At 73.6% G+C, this 18886-nt stretch carries 15 protein-coding genes; 6 read left to right on the top strand and 9 right to left on the bottom strand.

What is annotated here, in order from left to right:
- Positions 1-44: 44 nt before the first annotated feature.
- The 4 genes from AB0B86_RS17260 to AB0B86_RS17245 form a co-directional block, all read right to left on the bottom strand.
- On the bottom strand, positions 45-788 hold the full coding sequence (locus AB0B86_RS17260) for a DUF3152 domain-containing protein (protein ID WP_357406572.1): 744 nt from the start codon (positions 786-788) through the stop codon (positions 45-47).
- A 191-nt stretch (positions 789-979) separates the two neighbouring features.
- Entirely contained in the window at positions 980-1828 is an 849-nt protein-coding gene (locus AB0B86_RS17255) for a DUF3152 domain-containing protein (protein WP_357406574.1), read from the bottom strand.
- A 5-nt stretch (positions 1829-1833) separates the two neighbouring features.
- Positions 1834-2808 (bottom strand): alpha/beta hydrolase, encoded by a 975-nt coding sequence (locus AB0B86_RS17250; protein WP_357406576.1) that lies wholly within the window; start codon positions 2806-2808, stop codon positions 1834-1836.
- Positions 2809-2831: 23 nt separating this feature from the next.
- Positions 2832-4946, bottom strand: coding sequence for a hypothetical protein (locus AB0B86_RS17245; protein ID WP_357406765.1), 2115 nt, complete (start codon positions 4944-4946; stop codon positions 2832-2834).
- 1400 nt (positions 4947-6346) lie between these two features.
- Here AB0B86_RS17245 and AB0B86_RS17240 point away from each other — a divergent pair.
- From AB0B86_RS17240 to AB0B86_RS17225, 4 genes are all read left to right on the top strand, one after another.
- Positions 6347-6985: a TetR/AcrR family transcriptional regulator gene (locus AB0B86_RS17240; RefSeq protein WP_110563158.1), complete on the top strand. Its 639-nt coding sequence runs from the start codon at positions 6347-6349 to the stop codon at positions 6983-6985.
- A gap of 64 nt (positions 6986-7049) precedes the next feature.
- A complete protein-coding gene (locus AB0B86_RS17235; RefSeq protein ID WP_110563159.1) occupies positions 7050-7277 on the top strand; it encodes a DUF3107 domain-containing protein in 228 nt (75 codons plus the stop codon).
- A 516-nt stretch (positions 7278-7793) separates the two neighbouring features.
- A complete protein-coding gene (locus tag AB0B86_RS17230; RefSeq protein ID WP_357406578.1) occupies positions 7794-9482 on the top strand; it encodes a DEAD/DEAH box helicase in 1689 nt (562 codons plus the stop codon).
- 88 nt (positions 9483-9570) lie between these two features.
- Positions 9571-10758 (top strand): SAM-dependent methyltransferase, encoded by a 1188-nt coding sequence (locus AB0B86_RS17225; RefSeq protein WP_357406580.1) that lies wholly within the window; start codon positions 9571-9573, stop codon positions 10756-10758.
- On the opposite strand, the gene AB0B86_RS17220 is transcribed toward AB0B86_RS17225, so the two are convergent.
- Entirely contained in the window at positions 10755-11213 is a 459-nt protein-coding gene (locus AB0B86_RS17220) for a hypothetical protein (RefSeq protein ID WP_357406582.1), read from the bottom strand. The genes AB0B86_RS17225 and AB0B86_RS17220 overlap by 4 nt on opposite strands.
- Before the next feature lie 247 nt (positions 11214-11460).
- Here AB0B86_RS17220 and AB0B86_RS17215 point away from each other — a divergent pair, with 247 nt between their 5' ends.
- Positions 11461-11877, top strand: coding sequence for a helix-turn-helix transcriptional regulator (locus tag AB0B86_RS17215; RefSeq protein WP_357406584.1), 417 nt, complete (start codon positions 11461-11463; stop codon positions 11875-11877).
- A 20-nt stretch (positions 11878-11897) separates the two neighbouring features.
- Here the strand turns inward: AB0B86_RS17215 and AB0B86_RS17210 are convergent, their stop codons facing one another.
- From AB0B86_RS17210 to AB0B86_RS17200, 3 genes are all read right to left on the bottom strand, one after another.
- Complete coding sequence (locus AB0B86_RS17210) at positions 11898-12932, bottom strand: hypothetical protein (protein WP_357406586.1); 1035 nt, start codon at positions 12930-12932, stop codon at positions 11898-11900.
- Positions 12933-13065: 133 nt separating this feature from the next.
- Positions 13066-15195, bottom strand: coding sequence for a DEAD/DEAH box helicase (locus AB0B86_RS17205; RefSeq protein WP_357406588.1), 2130 nt, complete (start codon positions 15193-15195; stop codon positions 13066-13068).
- A 59-nt stretch (positions 15196-15254) separates the two neighbouring features.
- The gene (locus AB0B86_RS17200) at positions 15255-17003 is read right to left on the bottom strand and encodes a BTAD domain-containing putative transcriptional regulator (protein WP_357406590.1); all 1749 of its coding nucleotides are present in this window, start codon (positions 17001-17003) and stop codon (positions 15255-15257) included.
- Positions 17004-17145: 142 nt separating this feature from the next.
- Between AB0B86_RS17200 and AB0B86_RS17195 the strand changes: the two genes are divergently transcribed.
- Entirely contained in the window at positions 17146-17964 is an 819-nt protein-coding gene (locus AB0B86_RS17195) for a hypothetical protein (protein WP_357406592.1), read from the top strand.
- Between the two features lie 71 nt (positions 17965-18035).
- Here the strand turns inward: AB0B86_RS17195 and AB0B86_RS17190 are convergent, their stop codons facing one another.
- Positions 18036-18782, bottom strand: coding sequence for an SDR family NAD(P)-dependent oxidoreductase (locus AB0B86_RS17190; protein ID WP_357418533.1), 747 nt, complete (start codon positions 18780-18782; stop codon positions 18036-18038).
- Between the last annotated feature and the right edge of the window lie 104 nt (positions 18783-18886).

Raw genomic sequence — 18886 nt, 5'->3', positions numbered from 1 at the left:
CTGGTCCGCGATGCGGGAGTGGGAATAACCGACGACCCGGCTGATCAGGGAACAATGTCGCCGGCGTAGCGACGGCCGTCGAGGTAGGGCCAGGCGTTCGCGACGCAGCCGCGCAGGCCGTACGTCTGCTGCTGCATCACCGGGGCGGGCTCCCCCGGCTCGGGACAGGCCTCGTGCTGCTCGCCGAACTCGTGACCCACCTCGTGGTTGATCACGTAGGTGCGGTAGGTGTCGAGCGCGGCGCCGTAGTCGGGGACCGCCTCCATCCAGCGGGCCAGGTTGATGATGACCTGGCCGGGCAGGCGACAGGAGGTGTAGCGCTCGGTGGCCAACCCGCCCTCGGCGCACATCCGCTCGGACGTGACCGGGGTGGCCAGGTAGATGGTGAAGTCCGCCGCCCCGGCGTCGGCCACCCGCTGCACCCGCAACTCGTCGGAGGCGATCCAACTGCGCCGGTCGGCAAGCACCTCGTCCACCTTGGCGGCGAACGCGTCGGCGTCCTGGCCGGTGCCGCGTTCGACCACCACCCGGTAGCGGCGCAGCGGCCCATCCGTTCCGTACACGGGTGTCTCGCCGTCGGCCGCCGTGAAGCGTCCGGCTCCGACCGAGGGGTAGCTGGTGGGCGCGGGGTGCGCGGGCGCCCCACCTCCGTGGCCCATCTCACCCTGCCTGGTGGCCGGGGTGTCGGCCGGCGGCTCGCCGCCCTGGTTGAGCGTCACGCCGACGCCGGCGGCCAGGACGAGCACGAGCGCGCCGAGCAGCAGGGTACGGCGACGTCGCCTGCGCATCCGGCGGAGCGTGGGACGCGCGCCGTCGTACGCCGACCGGCCAGACCGGTCGGGCGGCGAGGGCGGGCCGTAAGGGGACGACGGCGTCATGACGTCAAGCCTGCCAGATTATTCGGGCATTTCTCTGTTTTTACCGTTATTCAGGCATTGCGCCTGATGGTGAGTGGGCGGTCAGCCGGTCGCAGCGCCGTTCAGAGGGCGGGGCCGGCGTAGCGGCGTCCATCGACGTACGGCCACGGGTTGACCCGGCACCCGTTGAGGAAGAGCGTCTGCTGCATCATCACCGGCGCCGGGCGGCCCGCACCCGGGCAGCGCTCGTGCCGGTGCCCGAGCTGGTGACCGACCTCGTGGTTGACCACGTATGTGCGGTAGACCGCAAGCGGCACCCGGGCCGAGACGAAATGCGGCACCGACAGCCGCCACCGGTCCAGATTGATGATCACCTGGCCGGGTGCCCGGCAGGAGGTGTACGGCCGACCCCCGATCCGGATGTTCACCCCGCCCTCGGCACACATCCGCCCCGCCGTGCGGGCGGTGGCCAGATAGACGGTGAAGTCGCGCGGCGCGTCCCCCGGCACCTGCTGCAGCCGGAGCCTGCCGCTGTCCACCCAACTGCCCGGCCCGGCCAGCGCCACCTGGACCGCCTGCGCGAAGTCCGCGGCGACCTCGTTGCTGCCCGACTCCACAGCGACCCGGTACCGCCGCACCGCACCGGCGCGACCCAGCACCGGGCCGGAACTGTCGTCGTAGCCGAACCTCCCGGTGCCGGCACTCGGGACGGTGCCAGGCACCCGCAGCACCGGCGACGGACTGGACGGGACCACGGCGGAGGGCGACGGGCCCACCGACGGCGGCGGCGCGACCACCAGCGGCGTCGCGTCGACCTCGTCGGCGGCCAACCGCTCGGCACCGGGACGCCCGCCCGGCCCCTCGGCGACGACGGTGACCACCGCGCAGACCGCCAACACCACCGCAGCGAGCTGGGCGAACCGCGCGAAACGTCGCTGACGGCGACCGGGAAGGGGGCTTGAGCTGGGCATCCAGGTCAGCCTGCCAGATCGGACCGCCCGACGGTCTCCTCCGTTTCGGCGAGCAGGCCGACCACCGCCCGGGCAACCAGGCGCGGCACCTCCAACTGCGCCACGTGACCGACGCCGTCGAGCATCATCAACCGACTGTCCGGGATCACCCGGGCGGTCTGCGGCGCGACCCGCACGTCGACCAGGCGATCCGCCCGGCCGCCCACCACCAGGGTCGGTGCACGCACCGCCGCGGCGAGTCGCCACAGCGAACCCGACCCCGGCAGGTACGCCCGCAGGAAGCTGGAGACCAGGCCACGGAACGTCCGGACGTACGCGGCGGCGTAGTGCTCCGCCTCGTACCGCACCCGGATCTCCTCAAGCGCCTCGGCCCGACGCTGGTCGCAGATCCGGCTCAGGTCGGCGACGCACGCCTCCAGCACCTGCTGGGCCATCACCTCGGGAGCGAGCTGGGTGAGGTGCCGGGCGACCAGCCGCTCACCCCGCGGGATGGCGAGCACCGGCAGCATCCGCCCCTGCAACGAGCGACGGAAGTCGAGGAACGGCAGGGCCGGAGAGATCAGGGTGAGGGTCCGGACCAGGTCCGGCCGGAGCCCGGCGACCTGCACCGCCACCGCGCCGCCGAGCGAGTTGCCGAACAGGTGCACCGGCCCTCGACCGGAGTGCTCGATCCAGCGGACGACAAGGTCGGCGAAGGCCGCAATGGTGTAGCGGGGACCCGGCTCACTGCGACCGAAGCCGGGCAGGTCGATGGCCTGACCGTCAAGCCGGTCGGCGAGCAGCCCGGCCAGGTCGGTCCAGTTCTGTGACGACCCGCCCAACCCGTGCACGTACAGCGCCGGTTCCGCGCCGGCGGTGGTCGCCGGAGTGTCTCGGACGTACGTGACCCGGCCGTCGAGGCGGACCTCCCGGCCCGGCCAGGGCGGTGGGACCTGATGATCGGGGAGCAGGTGGTCGGGCCAGAGGGTGGCGCGCTTCATCGTTCCAGTCTGCCCCGTTCCACTCAGGACAGCAGCGCCTCCAGCCGACGGTTGACCGCCGCCAGCGTCGCCCGGACCACCGCCTGCCGCGGATCACCGGCGACCAGCGCCGAGCCGGCGAGCTGCTCGACCCAGCCCGCACAGACCAGCAGCACCACCACGGTGGCCACCTCGCAGTTGCCGAACGGCACCACCGCCGCGTGCTCGACGAAGCAGCGACCCCGTTCGGCGTTGTCGGTGCCGCGCAGCAACTCGTCCACCGCGGCGGCCGCCGCCACCGCGCAGAGCCGCAGCACGTAGCCGTCCACCGCCGGCCCGGTGGCGTACCCGGAGGCGTTGTCCCCCTCGGCCAGCAGGCGGACCTCCACGTTCGCGTCCAGCCCGAACGTGCTCACCTGCACGTGGTCGATCACCACCCGCGGCCCCGGCACTCCCCCGGTGTCCAGCGGGCGGGACGGCGCCGACTCCGTCGTGGTCACCTGACCACCGGAGTACGACGTGCCGAGGGTGGCCGGGCTGCCGGTCGCGGCACCGGCCGGCGCGGCCGAGACCGAGCCCGGCTCCTCGACCGTGGCGCGACCCCGGTGCGTCGCGTTCGTTCGGCGGCGGCGTGTGGTGTCCGTGCCGGTCCACTGCTCCGGGCCGGTCGGCGTCGCCTCCACCGGGCCGCCCGACGGACGCCCCGGCGGCGTCGGCTCGGCTGCCCGGATCTCACCGGTGCGGGAGGCCGGACCACCGTCGCGCGGGGTCGCGCCGGGCGGCTCCGCCGTACGCCGCTCGGCAGGTCGGGGTTCGGCCAGCCGTCGACGAACCGGCGGAGGTGGCGTGCTGGGCAGGCCGGGCACGTTCTGTGGGGCGGCGGCCAGCCCCATCCGATCCTGCAGCAGCCGGGCCACCTGGCGGCTCACCTCGGCCGGGTCGGCGCCGTCGGCCAGGTCCAGGCGCAGGCTGTGCGCCCCCGCCGGGGTGCGGCGCAGCGCCGCGTCGCGGACACCGGCGACCTCTCGAACGGCGTCCAGGATGGCGTTGACGTCGAACCCCTCGGGGCGCTCCCGGAGTGGGGCTGGTTCGTCGTCGCGGCGAAGGTGGGTGGCGATGCGGGCGAGCTCCGGGGTTTCGGCGGGTGGATCCACGGCTGGCGGCTCCGGCACGACGGGCACGTCCGGCTCCGCGGGGACGCGCTGCGGCAGCACCGCCGCCCTCGGGTCTGGTTGCCGGCCGTCGTCGGCCGGATCGGTCGACGACGCCGGGTCGGGGGCGGAACGGCGCGCCGCGTAGGGCGAGGTGGAAGTGACCGGGGACCGGTCATGGCGCTGGGCCCCGCTGGCGGCGACGGGCGGAATCTCCGCGGCTGAGGACACCCTGAGGTCGGCTGCCGACGGGGCGTCGGCCCGGGGTGCCTCGAAATGCGCGGGCCCGGGCGGTTCGGGGATCGCCGACCGGAGCCGGAATGGTGCGGTCGGCCGGATCTCGGGCCGTGCTGGGCCGGGCGTCTCGCCGGCCTCGCCGCCGGCCGCGCTCGTGGACCGGCTGGCCGGCCAGGAGGGTCGCTCGGCGGGGGCGGTTGGGATCCGGCCCTCGGACCAGTCCGGCCGCTCGGCCGGGGAGTTGCTCGCCGTCGGTGAACCGCCGGCCCACGAGGGGCGCTCCGCCACCAGGGGCGGGCCCGCCGGGGCCGGGGGCGCGTCGGCGAGCGTGGGGGGCGGCCCGGCCGGTGCCGGAGGCGGCGCGTCGACGGGCGCGGCACCGGCGGCCCAGGAGGGCCTCGTCGGTGGGGCGCTGGCAGGTGTCGGGTCGGCGTCTCCGGCCCAGGGCTCCGGCGCCGGGGTGGGCTCGGCAGCGGAACCCCTGGCCCACGAGGGCCGGACCGGCGGGACGCTTGTCGTCGCCTCGGACCCGCCGGCCCAGGACGGCCGTACCGGCGGAACGCTTGTCACCGCTCCGGACCCGCCGGCCCAGGAGGGCCGTGCCGGCGCCGGGCTGGTGGGCGTCGGGTCGGACCCGCCGGCCCAGGACGGGCGGTCCGTCCGGGGTGCGCCGGACCCGGCCCAGGAGGGACGGTCGGTCGGTGGGCCGCTGGTCGGCGCGGGAACGTTTGCCCACGAAGGGTGGTCGGCCGGTGGGCTGCTGGTCGGCATCGGAGCGCCGGCCCACGAGGGACGATCGGCGACCGGTGGTGTGCTGCCAGTCGACGGCACCGGGGGGCCACTGGTGGGGGACACGTCCGCGTCGGCGGACCGGGGCGCGACGGCGGGCGACGCGGCCCAGGACGGGCGATCGGACGGCGGTGGGCTGAACTGCTCGCCCGGGCGCGGCGGCACGGCCTCGGACCCGGACTCAGCCCCTGTGACGTCGTACCCGTGGGGCGGATCGGCACGCACCGGCTCATAGGGGCGGGGCACCTCGGCGCGCACCGGCTCGTACGGCTGGTGGGGCTCGGCGACCCAACCCGGCGCGGGCTCGTCCCGGGTCTTGGGGGCGGCCGGCTCGTCGTCCGACCGGGACCAGGGTGGCGCCCACCCGCCGCCGGAGCTCGGCCGGTTCCAGTTCGGCCCGGACCAGTCCGGCTCGATGGCCGGCGACTCGCCGGCACGGTGTGCGTCGCCTGGTCGGGGGTTGTCCGCGGCGCGACCCGGCTCGGCCGCGTCGGCGGGCCCGGCCGGCCTCGATGCTGCCGGCGGCTCGGGGGCGAGCGGGTCCCGCCAGTCACGGGGCGCGGCCGGCTCGTCGGCGGCCAACCGTTCGCTTGTCGGCGCGCGGAAGCCGGGCGGCACCTCGAAACCAGACGCGGCGGTGCCGACCGGCGGCACCTGGACGGCTGGTGGCGCGGAGGTGGGCGGGCCGGGTGCGGCCCAGCGAGCACGGTGCGCGGCGGCCGGATCGGCGGTGGCGCGGGTGGCGGTGCCCTCGTCGGGCTCGCCGGCACCCTGCTCCTGCGGCGGTGCGGGACGTTGGGCGGGCACCACCAGCCGGTCACCGGACGCCTCGGGTCGACCCTCGGCCGGTAGCCCCGGCGGTGCGCTCACCGGCGTGGGGCGGCCGGCGGGTGGTTCGAGACCGGGAGGGCGGACGCCGTTGGCGTCGCCCGGGTGGTGCACGCCGTTCGGGTGGTGGCCGTTGGCGCGGGTCGGCGGATCGAGGTCACCCGGCAGCCCGCGCAGCGGCGCCGGCAGGTCGCCGTGCCGGCTGGACGAGGTGCGCCAGCCAGCCGCCGGGTCGGGTTGCCAGCGCGGCTCCTCGTCCGGGGCATCCTCGCGATCGGCGGCTCGGGACCACCCACCCGACGGAGGCGCCCACCCGCTGACGGAACGGCCCGGGTCGTCGTGCTGACCCGTTCCGTCACCGTGTTCTCCCGGGGTGGCGGCTCCGGGTTGCCCTGTTTCACTCACCGCGCGCTCCTTGGTCGCCCCCGCTGAGGCTACCGTGTGCCGAGAGTGGCGATAAGTTACAGCGGCGGGCCATTTCCACGACGGGGGTCGCGAGCTTCGCCCGGTCTGGGGGGAAAATGCCGGCTCGTACGGAGAACTCGGAGGATCCCATGACCGCTGCGGGGAACGGTGCACAGACCGCTGGCCGGCCCACCCGCCTGCCCCGCTCCGCGCGCCGAAAGCAGCTTCTCGCTGCGGCGCAGGAGGTGTTCGTCGCACAGGGCTACCACGCCGCGGCGATGGACGACATCGCCGAGCGGGCCGGGGTCTCGAAGCCGGTGCTCTATCAACACTTTCCCGGAAAGATGGATCTCTACCTGGCGCTGCTCGACACGCACTGTGACGCCATCGTCGCTCAGGTGCAGGATGCGATGCGCGGCACCAGCGACAACAAGGAGCGCGTCGGCGCGTCGGTGCGGGCGTACTTCGACTTCGTCGATCACGAGAGCGAGGCGTTCCGCCTCGTCTTCGAATCGGACCTGCGCAACGACCCGGCGGTGCGGCAGCGGGTGGAGCGGGTCGAGCAGGGCTGCATCGCGGCGATCACCGACACCATCATCTCGGACACCGGGGTGAGCCGGGCGCACGCCGAGTTGCTCGCCTCCGGGCTGGTCGGCGCGGCGGAGACGGCCGCGCAGTTCTGGCTGGCCGGTGGCCGTCAGGTGCCCAAGGCCGAGGCCGAGGCCCTGGTGGCCGCGTTGTCCTGGCGGGGCATCGCGAGCTTCCCGCTGCAAGGTGAGTCAGCCTGACCGCTGACCCCGTGATCGGATAGCCTTCCCAGGGCGGTTCTTTCGCCCCAGTTGAGGAGGCACAGTGGAGGTCAAGATCGGCGTGCAGTACGCGCCGCGTGAGCTGGTACTGGACAGCGCTCAGTCGCCGGCCGAGATCGAGCAGATCGTGACCGACGCCTTCGCCGGCAACGGCGGCACGCTCTCCCTGACCGACGAGAAGGGCCGGCGGGTCATCGTTCCGGTCGAGAAGGTCGCCTACGTCGAGATCGCCGAGGCGTCGCCCCGGTCGGTCGGTTTCACCGTCCGCTGACCGGTCCGGCCATCGCGGCAGGTAGGCGTCGGGCCACCTGCCGCGGGCCGGTGCCGGGTTCGCGGTTCCGGTAGCGGCCCCTGCGCGCGGTGCCGCGTCGACGCAGTGCTCGACCCGGCAAGCACCGCCCGCTCGGCTCGGGTTCTTCCCGCACCTCACCCGGATGACATGAGGCAATCCCCGTCCGGCCCGGACCCCCGCCGTCCGGCCCGGACCCCCGCCGCCCACCGCACGTCGGTGACTCATGCGGGGTACGCCCCTCGCTTAAATGTGACTTAGGTCACAATCATCGCCCCCGCGTGTCGCCTGGCCGACCGGGAATCGGGACGAAGGCATGCCTGTTCAGGTAGCATAGAGCAGTTGCCGTGGGCGCCGACCTGATCGAAGCTCAGCCTGCGGCGCGCGTGCGGCCCGGTCCGGCTCGGCAGTCTGCCGCCGACCGTGTGGCCCGCGTCATACCGATCGCGCCCTGAGGACATGACGGGCGCACCCACGAGAGGGCACCCCCACATCCAGATGAGCGATTTGACTCAAGATCTGATGGACGGCCAGGAACTGGCCCCCACCGCCCCGGTTCGCCCCGAGGCCCCCACGTTTGCCGCACTCGGCGCCCGCGCCGAGACCGTCGAGGCCCTGGCCGCGGCGGGCATCACCCGCGCCTTCGCCATCCAGGAGTACGCGATCCCGATCGCGCTGCGTGGCGTCGACCTGATCGGCCAGGCGCCCACCGGCACCGGCAAGACCCTCGGCTTCGGCGTGCCACTGCTGGACCGGGTCTTCGCCCCGGGCGAGGGCAGTGACGGCGTCCCCCAGGCGCTTGTCGTCGTCCCCACCCGCGAGCTGGGCATCCAGGTCGCCAAGGACCTGGCCGCCGCCGGCCGGACGCGCGGCGTCCGGGTGCTGCCGATCTACGGCGGCGTGGCGTACGAGCCACAGATCGACGCGCTGCGCAAGGGCGTGGAGATTCTGGTCGGCACCCCCGGCCGCCTGATGGACCTGCAGAAGCAGAAGCACCTCCGACTGGACCGGGTGCACGCGCTCGTTCTCGACGAGGCCGACCGGATGCTCGACCTGGGCTTCCTCGACGACGTCGAGAAGATCCTGGCGATGCTCCCGGAAGACCGGCAGACGATGCTCTTCTCGGCCACCATGCCGGACCCGATCGTCACCCTGTCCCGGCGTTTCCTGCGCCAGCCGATGACGATCCACGCCGGGCACACCGCCGAGACCGGCCCGTCGCCGCAGACCCAGCAACTGGTCTACCGCACCCACTCGATGAACAAGGTCGAGGTGGTGGCGCGCATCCTCCAGGCGGAGGGGCGCGGGTTGACCATGATCTTCACGCGGACCAAGCGGGCCGCCGACCGGGTCGCCGAAGACCTCGACTTCCGCGGCTTCGCTGTCGCGGCGGTGCACGGTGACCTCGGCCAGGGTGCCCGGGAGCGGGCGCTGCGGGCGTTCCGCGCCGGCAAGATCGACATCCTGGTCGCCACCGACGTGGCGGCCCGTGGACTGGACGTCACGGGCGTCACCCACGTCATCAACTACGACTGCCCGGAAGACCAGGACACGTACACCCACCGGATCGGTCGTACCGGCCGAGCGGGTGCGACGGGCGTCGCGGTGACCTTCGTCGACTGGGACGACATGCCGCGCTGGCGGATCATCGACAAGACCCTCGGTCTGGAGATGCCGGAGCCGCCGGAGACGTACCACACGTCGCCGCACCTCTACACCGACCTGCACATCCCCACCGAGGTCAGCGGCACGCTGCCCACCGCCGAGCGCACCCGGGCCGGGCTGTCCGCCGAGGTCGAGGAGGACCTGGGTGGCACGACCCGCTCCCGTCGGGGCGACAGCGGTGGCCGGGGCGGCCGACGCGGGGAGAGCCGCGGCGAGGGTCGCGGTGAGCGCCGCGGGCGCGGTGACGGTCGCCGGGACCGGTCCGACTCCGGCACCCCGGCCGTCGCCGAGGCACCCGCAGTCGACGCGGCCGAGGAAGGCACCCGTACCCCCCGCCGCCGGCGTCGCCGCCGCGCCGGTGAGGCGGTCGCGGGCGAGCCGACCGCGGTGATCTCCGCGGACGCCGGCCCCAGCGAGCCGGCCGCCGCGGCCGACGGTGAGCCGTCGAAGCCGCGCCGCCGTCGGCGCCGCCGTGGTGGCGGTTCCGACGCGGGTACGCCGGCCGAGGCGACCGCCGACTGACAGCGAGCCACACCTGACATCCCCCGCACCGCCTCGCGCGGTACGGGGGATGTTCCCTTCTCCCGCCCCACCTGCCGAAGATGGATCGATGCCGGAATCACTTGACGCCGCCCTGACCGAGGTCCGGGCGTTGCTGCTCGACCCCGCGCTGACCCGGGCGGTCGCCGCCGGGCGTCGGCGCGGACGCCGCCCCACCGTCGCACGGGCCGAGCTGCGGCCGGTGGCGCTCAAGGCCGGACCCCGGATGCAGATCACCACGTCCGACGGCGCCCGCCCGTACACCCGCAACGTCGCCGCCGGCCCCGAGGCCGCCGCGGCGGTCGACGAACTGCTCGCCGAACCGTTCGGCAACTGGCACGTGGAGACGGCCGACGCGACACTCCAACTACGGGTGACCAAGTCCGGCGACGCGCAGGTGCACCGGGCCACGACGCCCCGCCCGGCGGCGACGCCCGCCGGAAATGACCGGGCCAAGGAATACCTGCTCGACCCCGGTGACCCGATCTTCGCCGAGATCGGCGGCTCGGCGGCGAAACGCCGCCAGGTGGACGCGTTCCTGCGCGCTCTGGCCGCGACCCTGCCCGACGAGCTGACCGGCCCGCTCCGGGTTGTCGACCTGGGCTGTGGCAACGCCTACCTGACGTTCGCCGCGTACCGGTACCTGACCGGTCGTGGGCTCGACGTGCAGCTGGTGGGCGTGGACGTCAGGGAGGACCAGCGGCGGCGCAACACCGAGCTGGCACAGCGGCTGGGCTGGGCCGACCAGGTCAGCTTCGTGGCCGGCACGATCGCCGACGCCGTCGTCGACCCCGCCCCCGACCTGGTGCTGGCGCTGCACGCCTGCGACACCGCCACCGACGAGGCGCTGGCCCGCGCGGTGCGCTGGGAGGCCCGCTGGGTACTTGCCGCACCATGCTGCCACCACGACCTGGCCATGCAGCTCCGCGCCCAGCCCACCCCGGCCCCGTACGAGCTGCTGACCCGGCAGGGCATTCTGCGCGAGCGCTTCGCCGACGTGCTCACCGACGCGCTGCGGGCCGGGCTGCTGCGGGTGCACGGCTACCGGACCGAGGTGGTGGAGTTCGTGGACTCCCAGCACACGCCCCGCAACCTGCTGATCCGCGCCCGCCGCACCGGCGGCGAGGCGACCGGAGCGCAGCGCGAGGAGTACCGCGAGCTGGTGGACCAGTGGCGGGTCACGCCGCGCCTGGCGACCCTGCTGGCCGCCGATGGGGAGCCGACCGAACCGCAGCCGGCGACCCAGGGCGACGACTAACGACGCCGATCGCCGTTGCCGCCGGGATCCCGGCCATTCGTGCGCTCACCGGCTCCCCGGTCGAGGGCCGTCACCCGCTCGCCGCCGTTGCGCTGGCCGGGCCATCCGCCGTCGGCCGGGGCGACGGGGAACGGCACCACCTTGCCCGTGCTCTCGGCGTTGCCGGCGGCTGCGAAGGCGTTCCAGGAGATGTCGACGAGCAACTTCTTCAGCTCCGCGTGCCGGACGGCCGCGTTGTGTTGCAACGCCATCCGGACACCGAGCACCACACCGACAAGCGTGGTGGTGACCGCACCGGTGGCGGCCAACACGTGTTGGCCGGTCGCGGAGTCGGTGCGGAGCACCAGGACCAGCAACCAGATCCAGAACCCGGCGGCGAAGACGCCAGCCTTGGCGACGAAGAAAAGGCTTACCGCACCGGGCTGGTACGGCTGTGGACGGCTCGATTCGGCCATGGTGCTCCTCGGCGGTGGTCCGGTCGAACAGGCTGGCGTTCATGCGCCAATGCCGGGACGGGCACCGAGCCTAGTAGAAGAACGATGATGATCGTTCGAGGTCGGTTGTGGCCGACAGCTGCCCCGGCGAAGAAAGTCCCATCCACGGGACAGTTTGTGCGCTCAGTCAATTGTTTCGGGCCCCGGGCGTACTACCCTCGGAAGGCGCACTGTCCCGTCGCACCGGCAGGGGGTAAGACACGCAGGGATGGGATCAGCCGACGCAACACCGCAGATAGCCTTCGCCCGCTTCGTCCGGCGGGCCATCGACGACGCCCGCGACGAACGTGGCTGGACCGTGACAGATCTCGCCGCCCACACCGGCGTCGGCCGTTCCACTGTGTTTCGTTGGCTGGCCGGTGACTGGCAGGACTATCCCGAGTTGGCCAAGGTACGCGGTTTCTGCGCCGCACTTGATCTGCCGGTCGCCGCCGCGTTCCGCGCGCTCGGCCTGCCCGACGCCGGCCCCACGCCCCGCCGACGCAACGACGACGGCCCGGTCGAGGCGGACGTCCGGGCCATCCTGGACCGGCTGGCCGACCCGACGGTCCCGGCCGAGGAGAAGCACCACATTCGTGACCTGCTCCGCTACCTGGCCCGCCGTCCCAACCGCCGCGCCGGCTAGCCCCGCACGCGCCGCTTGCCCTACTGCACGACGAGGGTGAATTCGGCGGTGTGCACCTCGGCCGCCACCTGGAAGTCGAGGTAGAGGCGGTAGCGGCCCGGGCCGGGGATGGTCAGCCAGAACGTGACCTGGCCGTCGGTCAGCTCCGGCTCCGGGTGCACGTGCAGGTAGCCGAGGTCGCCCTCACGCAACGCCACCAGGTGCCCGTACGCCCCGAGGTAGCGTTCCAGCGCCGCACCACCGCTCGGGCCGTCGATCCGGAAGGTCAACGGCACCGTCACCCCGGCCTGCGGGCTGCCCTGGTAGCCGACCGTGAACCCGTCCACCGTCGTCGAGGTCGCCGGCGCCGGCAGCGACCGAGGCTGGTAGTCGCCGGGCGCGACCAGGTCCGCGCCGAGGGTCACCGCGGTCTGCGCGCCGTTGTCGGCCACCACCGTGAAGTCGGCGTACGCGCGCCAGACGCCGGGCTGCCCGAGGGTCAACGGCACCGACCAGATGCCGTCCGTCGCCATCGTCGGGTGCAGGTGCTGGTAGCCGGTCAGGTCGCGGCGGACGACGATGAGGTGCATCGGCTTGTCGTGCACGACAGCGAAGCGCGTCACCGGGCGGCGCTGCGCGTCCCGCACCTGGAAGCGGAACTGACCGGGGCGACCGGCGGCGAACCCGTCGCCCAGGGGGGCCAGGGTGAAACCGGCAGCGCTGACCGCCAGCCCGCCCGGCTCGGTGGCCGCGCCCTGATCGGTGCTCGTGGTGCTGCCGTGGCTGTGCGGCCCAATGCCCGGCGGGTCGGTGTGCTCGGCCGCCAGGGCGGGACTGCCGGTGGTGCTCCCGGTGGCGTTCACCCGGCCGAGCCCGAAGCCGAGCAGCACCGCCAGCACCAGCCCGCCGACCACCAACGCCAGCCGGAGCGTGCTCCGGTCCGGTGCGGCGGAGACCGGCGCGGGGTCGGAGACCGGATCAGCTCGCACCGCCGGCTCAGCCTGGTCAGGCACCACCGCCGCGTCGGAAACCGGGTCAGACACCTCCGGTTCGGCGGCGGGGTGCTTGTCGGTCATGCCGCCCACCGTACCGCCGGGGCGGAGCACCCCGGGCCGACGCCCGGACGGCGTGGCGACTGTCGCATTCGCCGGGGCCCGGGAACTTTTCCGCACCGGCGTGCGCGGACCGGTCCACCCGGATACCAGCTGGTCAACCGGCTACGGCGAGGGCGAGCGGGAGCACGTCGGGTGCGCCCGCCCGGCGAAGCACCCGAGCCACGAGCGTCATCGTCCAGCCCGAATCGACAAGGTCATCGACGAGCAGTACCGGGCCGTCCAGGCCAGCCAGGGCGGCGGCCAGGTCGGCCGGCACGGTGAACGTGTCGTGCAGCGCGCGTACCCGCTGGGCGCTGTTGCCGCGCGGCCCGGCCGAGCCGCCCGGACCGGCCGGGGTGACCTCGCCGAGCAGCGGCAGCCGACCCACTGCGGCGATCCGCTCGGCCAACGACCCGACCAGCCGTGGTCGGCGCCGGGAACCCACAGCGACCACCCCCACCGGTCGGCGCGGCCACGGGTCGTCGCCGTGCGCCCACGCCTTCAACACCTCCACCACCGCGCCGACGACGTCGTCGGGCACCGGCACGTCCGGTGCCTCCGCGCCGACGAGATCACGCAGCCGGCCACCCCAGCCCAGGTCGGAAAGGCGCCCGACGGCCCGGCCCGGCAGCGCCTGCTCCGCCGGGGCGATCCGGCCCTTGAGGGGTACGCCCACCGCGTCCAGGCCGGTCGGCCAGAGCTTCTTGGGGGCGATCTCCACGCCGGGTCGGCCCAGGAACGTCTGGGCGGCGGCGAGCGCGGCGGTCGACACGTCGGCGGCGAAGAGCGGGTCGGCGCACCTGTCGCACCGCCCGCAGTCGGCCGCACCGGTGTCGTCCAGGCACTCCCGCAGATAGCGCATCCGGCAGTCGGGTGTGGTCGCGTACTCCCGCATGGCCTGCTGCTCGACGGTGCGCGCCTCGGCGACGCGGCGCAACCGGGCCTCGTCATAGGCCCAGGGCTCGCCCGTGGCGAGCCAACCACCGCGCACCCGGCGGACCGCGCCGTCCACGTCGAGCACCTTGAGCATCAGCTCCAACCGGGTCCGGCGCAGGTCGACGAGAGGTTCGAGGGCCTGGGTGCTGAGCGGGCGGTCGGTGTGCAGCGCGGCCAGCACGGCCCGCACCTGCTGCTCCGGCGGGAACGCGAGCGAAGCGAAGTAACGCCAGATCGCGGCGTCCTCGACGCCGGGCAGCAGCAACACCTCGGCATGCTCCACGGCGCGGCCGGCGCGGCCGACCTGCTGGTAGTACGCGATCGGCGAGGGCGGTGCGCCGAGGTGGACGACGAAGCCCAGGTCGGGTTTGTCGAAGCCCATGCCGAGCGCGCTGGTGGCGACCAGCGCCTTGATCTTGTTGTCGAGCAGGTCCTGCTCGGCGGCCCGCCGGTCGGCGTCCTCCACCTGCCCGGTGTACGACGCCACCGGGTAGCCGCGCGAGCGCAGGAACTCGGCAGTCTCCCCCGCTGCCGCCACGGTGAGCGTGTAGACGATGCCCGAGCCGGGCAACTGGTCCAGGTGGTCGGCGAGCCAGGCCAGCCGGTGCGCCGGGCTGGGCAGGTCGAGCACGCCGAGGCGCAGCGACTCGCGGTCCAGGGTGCCGCGCAGCACGAGGGCGTCACCCAACTGCTCGGCCACGTCCTGGGTGACCCGGGTGTTGGCGGTGGCGGTGGTGGCCAGCACGGGCGTGCGCTCGGGCAGCTCGGCGAGGAACGTGCGCAGCCGCCGGTAGTCCGGCCGGAAGTCGTGCCCCCAGTCGGAGACGCAGTGCGCCTCGTCGACCACGAGCAGCCCGGTGGTCGCGGCCAGCTTCGGCAGCACACCGTCGCGGAAGTCCGGGTTGTTGAGCCGCTCCGGGCTGATCAGCAGCACGTCCACCGCACCGGTCTGGATCTCCGCGGTGATCTCGTCCCACTCGTCGAGGTTCGCCGAGTTGATCGTGCGGGCCCGGATGCCGGCCCGGGCCGCCGCCTCGACCTGGTTGCGCATGAGCGCCAGCAGCGGAGACACGATGACGGTGGGGCCAGCCTGGTCGACCTGCCCGCTGTCGCGCAGCAGCGCGGTAGCCACGAAGTAGACAGCCGACTTGCCCCAACCGGTGCGCTGCACGCAGAGCACCCGACGCCGGTCGACGACCAGGGCTTCGATCGCCCGCCACTGATCCTCACGCAGCCGGGCATGGTCGCCGGCCAGCCGACGCAGCACCGCCTCGGCCCGCTCCCGTACCGCTGCTCGATCGTGGCTCATCCGACATTTCTACCAGCAACGGCAGACGTCCCGGCCCGTCGCGGTCGGTGCCGATTGCCTCACTCGACCCGGCCGGGTGCGGCTGCGGGTGGGGCGGGCACGGCCGGTGGGGGTAGGAAGATGAGCCGCTCGCGCAGGGCATCAGTGAGCACCGGCGGGAGGAGGCACCGGGCGGCCAGGTCCTCCATCGAGCCGAACGGCCCACGGAGCCACCGGTCCATCACCACCTGGCGTGCCTGCCCGGCGGTGATCCCGGGCAGCTCGGCGATCGTCCGCTCCTGGACCGCGTTGACATCCACCAGGCCACCGTCATCGAAGGTGCGGGGCAGGTCGGGCCGGCCGATGTGCAACTCATGCCGCGCCGCCGGGTAGTGATAGAGCAGGTAGCGGGCCTGTTCACGACGAACCCGACGGTCGTCGACGGTCGTCTCGGACGTGCCAGCGGTCCGGTGGGTGAGGGCCGACCAGATCGCGCCGTTGAGCAGGATCGTGTGCAGCACGCCGAGCAGCCAGCCGAGCAGCCAGGCCACGATCAGGACACCTTCGGCGTCCGTCACCTCCTCCGTGTCGCCGCTACCGAGCACCGCGATGAACGCGACAGACAGCGACAGGTAACCCACTGCGGCCAGCCCGGTGCGCCAACTCCGTCGCCAACTGGCGTAGAGCAGCACCACCAGCCAGGTGAGCAGACCGAACGAGAGCATCGCGGTAAGCGTGCCGACGACAGTCGCGCTGATGCTCAGCCAGCGCGGCACTGCGTGCGCCCGGATGTCCCGCGCCGAATGCCGGTCCGGGGGCGTGCCCCAGACCGGGAACGGGACGGGCTGCGGGGTGGCCGCCACGCCAATCGGCCCGATCGGCGTAGGCGGCGCGGGCGGACCTGTCGGGGCGGGCGGGCCTGTCGGCGCGGGCGGCGCGGGCGGGCCTGTCGGGGCGGGCGGGCCTGTCGGCGCGGGCGGACCTGTCGGGGCGGGCGGTACGCGAGGGTTGGGGGCCGGTGTGGGGTGGGGCGGTTGCGGCTCGGTCGGCTCTGCCAGAGCGAGCGTCGGGTCGGAGCAGAGGATGCGCCGGTGCAGCTCCTGAAGCACCTCGCCCGGGCCGATGCCGTACTCCTCCCGGAGCAGGTCACCGAACTCCCGGTAGGCCGCGAGCGCCTCCGCCTGCCGCCCACTGCGGTAGAGCGCCAGCATGAGCTGGTGCCGTAGCCGTTCCCGGACCGGGAACTCGGCCACCAACTCCACAAGCTCCCCGACCATCTCCCGGTGCCGGCCGAGGTCCAGCATCAGATCGGCCCGGGTCTCCAACGCCACGGCCCGCAGCTCGACCAACCGTTGCCGGGCGGCCTCCAGGAACGGCCCGGTGAAGCCGGTGAACGGCTCGCCCTGCCAGAGCGCCAGGGCGGTGGCCAGCTCGGTAAGCGCCTCGGCGGCCCGACCCTCGGCCCGCCGCTGCCGGGCGCGGTGGATGCCCCGTTGGAAGCGGACCGCGTCGAGCGCGTCCGGATCGACGCGGAGCAGGTAGCCGGCATCGGTGAGGCTCAACACCTGCCCCGGCGTACGCGGCGACCGGTCCGGCTCCAGCACCCGGCGCAACCCGGCTACGTACTTCTGCACCACGTTGGGGCCGTTCGCGGGCGGATCCTCCGGCCAGACCGCCTCGACGATCTGCCCGGTGGACACCGGTCGGCCCGCCGAGAGCAGCAGCACCGTAAGCACAGCACGCTGTTTGCCGGGACCAATGTCGATCTCGCGGTCGCCGTACCAGGCCCGCTGAGGCCCGAGGATCTCGAAACGCAGCGTTGCTGACATGCGAATTCCCGCTCCTGACACCTGCGGCAGCGCCGGACGGCAGTGCCCGGCAGCCGGACGGCAGCATATCGGCAGCCGAACCGCCGTGCCCGCCGACAACATGGTCACCGGCACCAGCCACACAGCGAGAAAGAGAAATGCGATGACACAGGCAACGGGCAGCGCGAGCACCACCCGACGTACGGCCGGCGTGATCGCGGCCCTGCTGGCCACGACCAGCCTGCTCGCGGGTTGCGGGTCGAAGGACGAGCCCGCCGCGGCGCCGCAGGACAGCCCGGCCGCCAGCCCGAGCGTCAGTCCGAAGGACGCGCTCCTGGACGCCGTACCGGACGGCTCCGAGGGGGCGTTCCGGTTCAGCGGCAAGGACGCGACGAGCACGATCGACGGTCGGATCGACCCAACGGCGAAGGCAGTCGAACTCAACCTGGACATGCCGCCCAACGACGGCGTCGTGGTGAAGATGTCGTTCCTGGTGATCGACGAGCAGAACTGGGTGAAGGCGAAGTTCAGCGGCCGTCCCGGTCTGCCGAAGCTCCCCGACAAGTGGATGAAGTTGGACCCCACGAAGCTGACCGATGCCGCGGGCATCCCGACCTACGACGGCGCGGACCAGGGCAACGCCGGTCCGCTGATCCAGGCGGCCACCTCGGTGGAGGAGAAGATCCCCGGTCAGTACGTCGGGTTCATCGACGTGAGCGCCGGGGAGGCGGCGGAGGCGCTGGAGGAGGGTGAGGCGGCGGCCCTCGGGGAGGCAGCCAAGAAGGTGCCGTTCACCGCGGTCGTCGGCGCGGACAAGCACCTGGCCTCGCTGACGTTGAAGATGCCGGCCGCCGGCAAGGCGAAGGCGTACGACTACGTCGTCAACTACGCCGACTACGGCAGCGCGCCGACGATCAGCGTGCCGACCGGCGCCGCCGCGACGAACGCGCCGAAGACGGTGTACGAGCTGTTGAACGGCTGACCCACGACGTAGGAGGGCGGCGGCCACACGGGGGGCCGCCGCCCTTGCGTCGTTCATCGGCGTGTGGATGGTCAGCGGCCGAGGACCGAGCCTCCGTTGACGCCGAGGACCTGGCCCGTCACGTAACCGGCGGCGGGGCTGGCGAGATAACGGACCGCCTCGGCGATGTCGTCGGGTACCCCGGCCCGCCCGACCAGGGTCGCCGCGACCCGCTGCGCGTGCCCCTCGGCGGTCATCCGGTCGCCGAAGAACTCGGTCTCGGCAACGTAGCCAGGGCTCACCACGTTGACAGTGATCTGCTCCGGGCCGAGCTGAGCCGCCAGGTCGTACGCCCAGCCGTGCAGGGCCGCCTTCGCCGCCGAGTACGGCCCGCCGCCGCCGCGCTGGGCGGCGACCGAGCTGACCAGGATCACCCGCCCGCCGGGGCGACGCAGTGCCGGCCGCAACGCCTCGGTCAGCAGGACGGCGGTGAGCACGTTGGCGTCCAGGTTGGCCCGCCAGTGCGCGGCGGTCCCGGCCAGGGTGCCGGTGTCCCCACCCAGGTAGCCGCCGGCGTTGTTGACGACCACGTCGACCGGCCGGTCACCGACCGCTGAGAGGACCGCGTCGACCTGCTCCGGGTCGGTCAGGTCGGCGGTCACCGCGTTGGCCGCGTCCGGTCGCCCGCAGTCGGCGGAGATCCGTTCTGCGGCGGCCGTCAACACGTCCACCCGCCGCCCGACGATCAGCACGTCGTACCCGTCCCGGGCGAGCGCCCCCGCAACGGCCGCCCCAATCCCGGTCCCACCCCCACTGACAACCGCAACCCGCTGCCCCATCTGCCTGCCTCCCCATCCACAGAACCCCGTCGATCATGAAGTTATCGCCATCCGCCACGGCGTGTCGTGGCAATAACTTCATGATCGACGGGGTCAACCCCCGG

Origin of the sequence: Micromonospora sp. NPDC049047, from assembly GCF_040649135.1 — a bacterium.
Taxonomy (GTDB): Bacteria; Actinomycetota; Actinomycetes; order Mycobacteriales; family Micromonosporaceae; genus Micromonospora.
The sequence above is the reverse complement of the archived record's forward strand: the minus strand, read 5'-3'. Positions and strand labels throughout refer to the sequence as shown.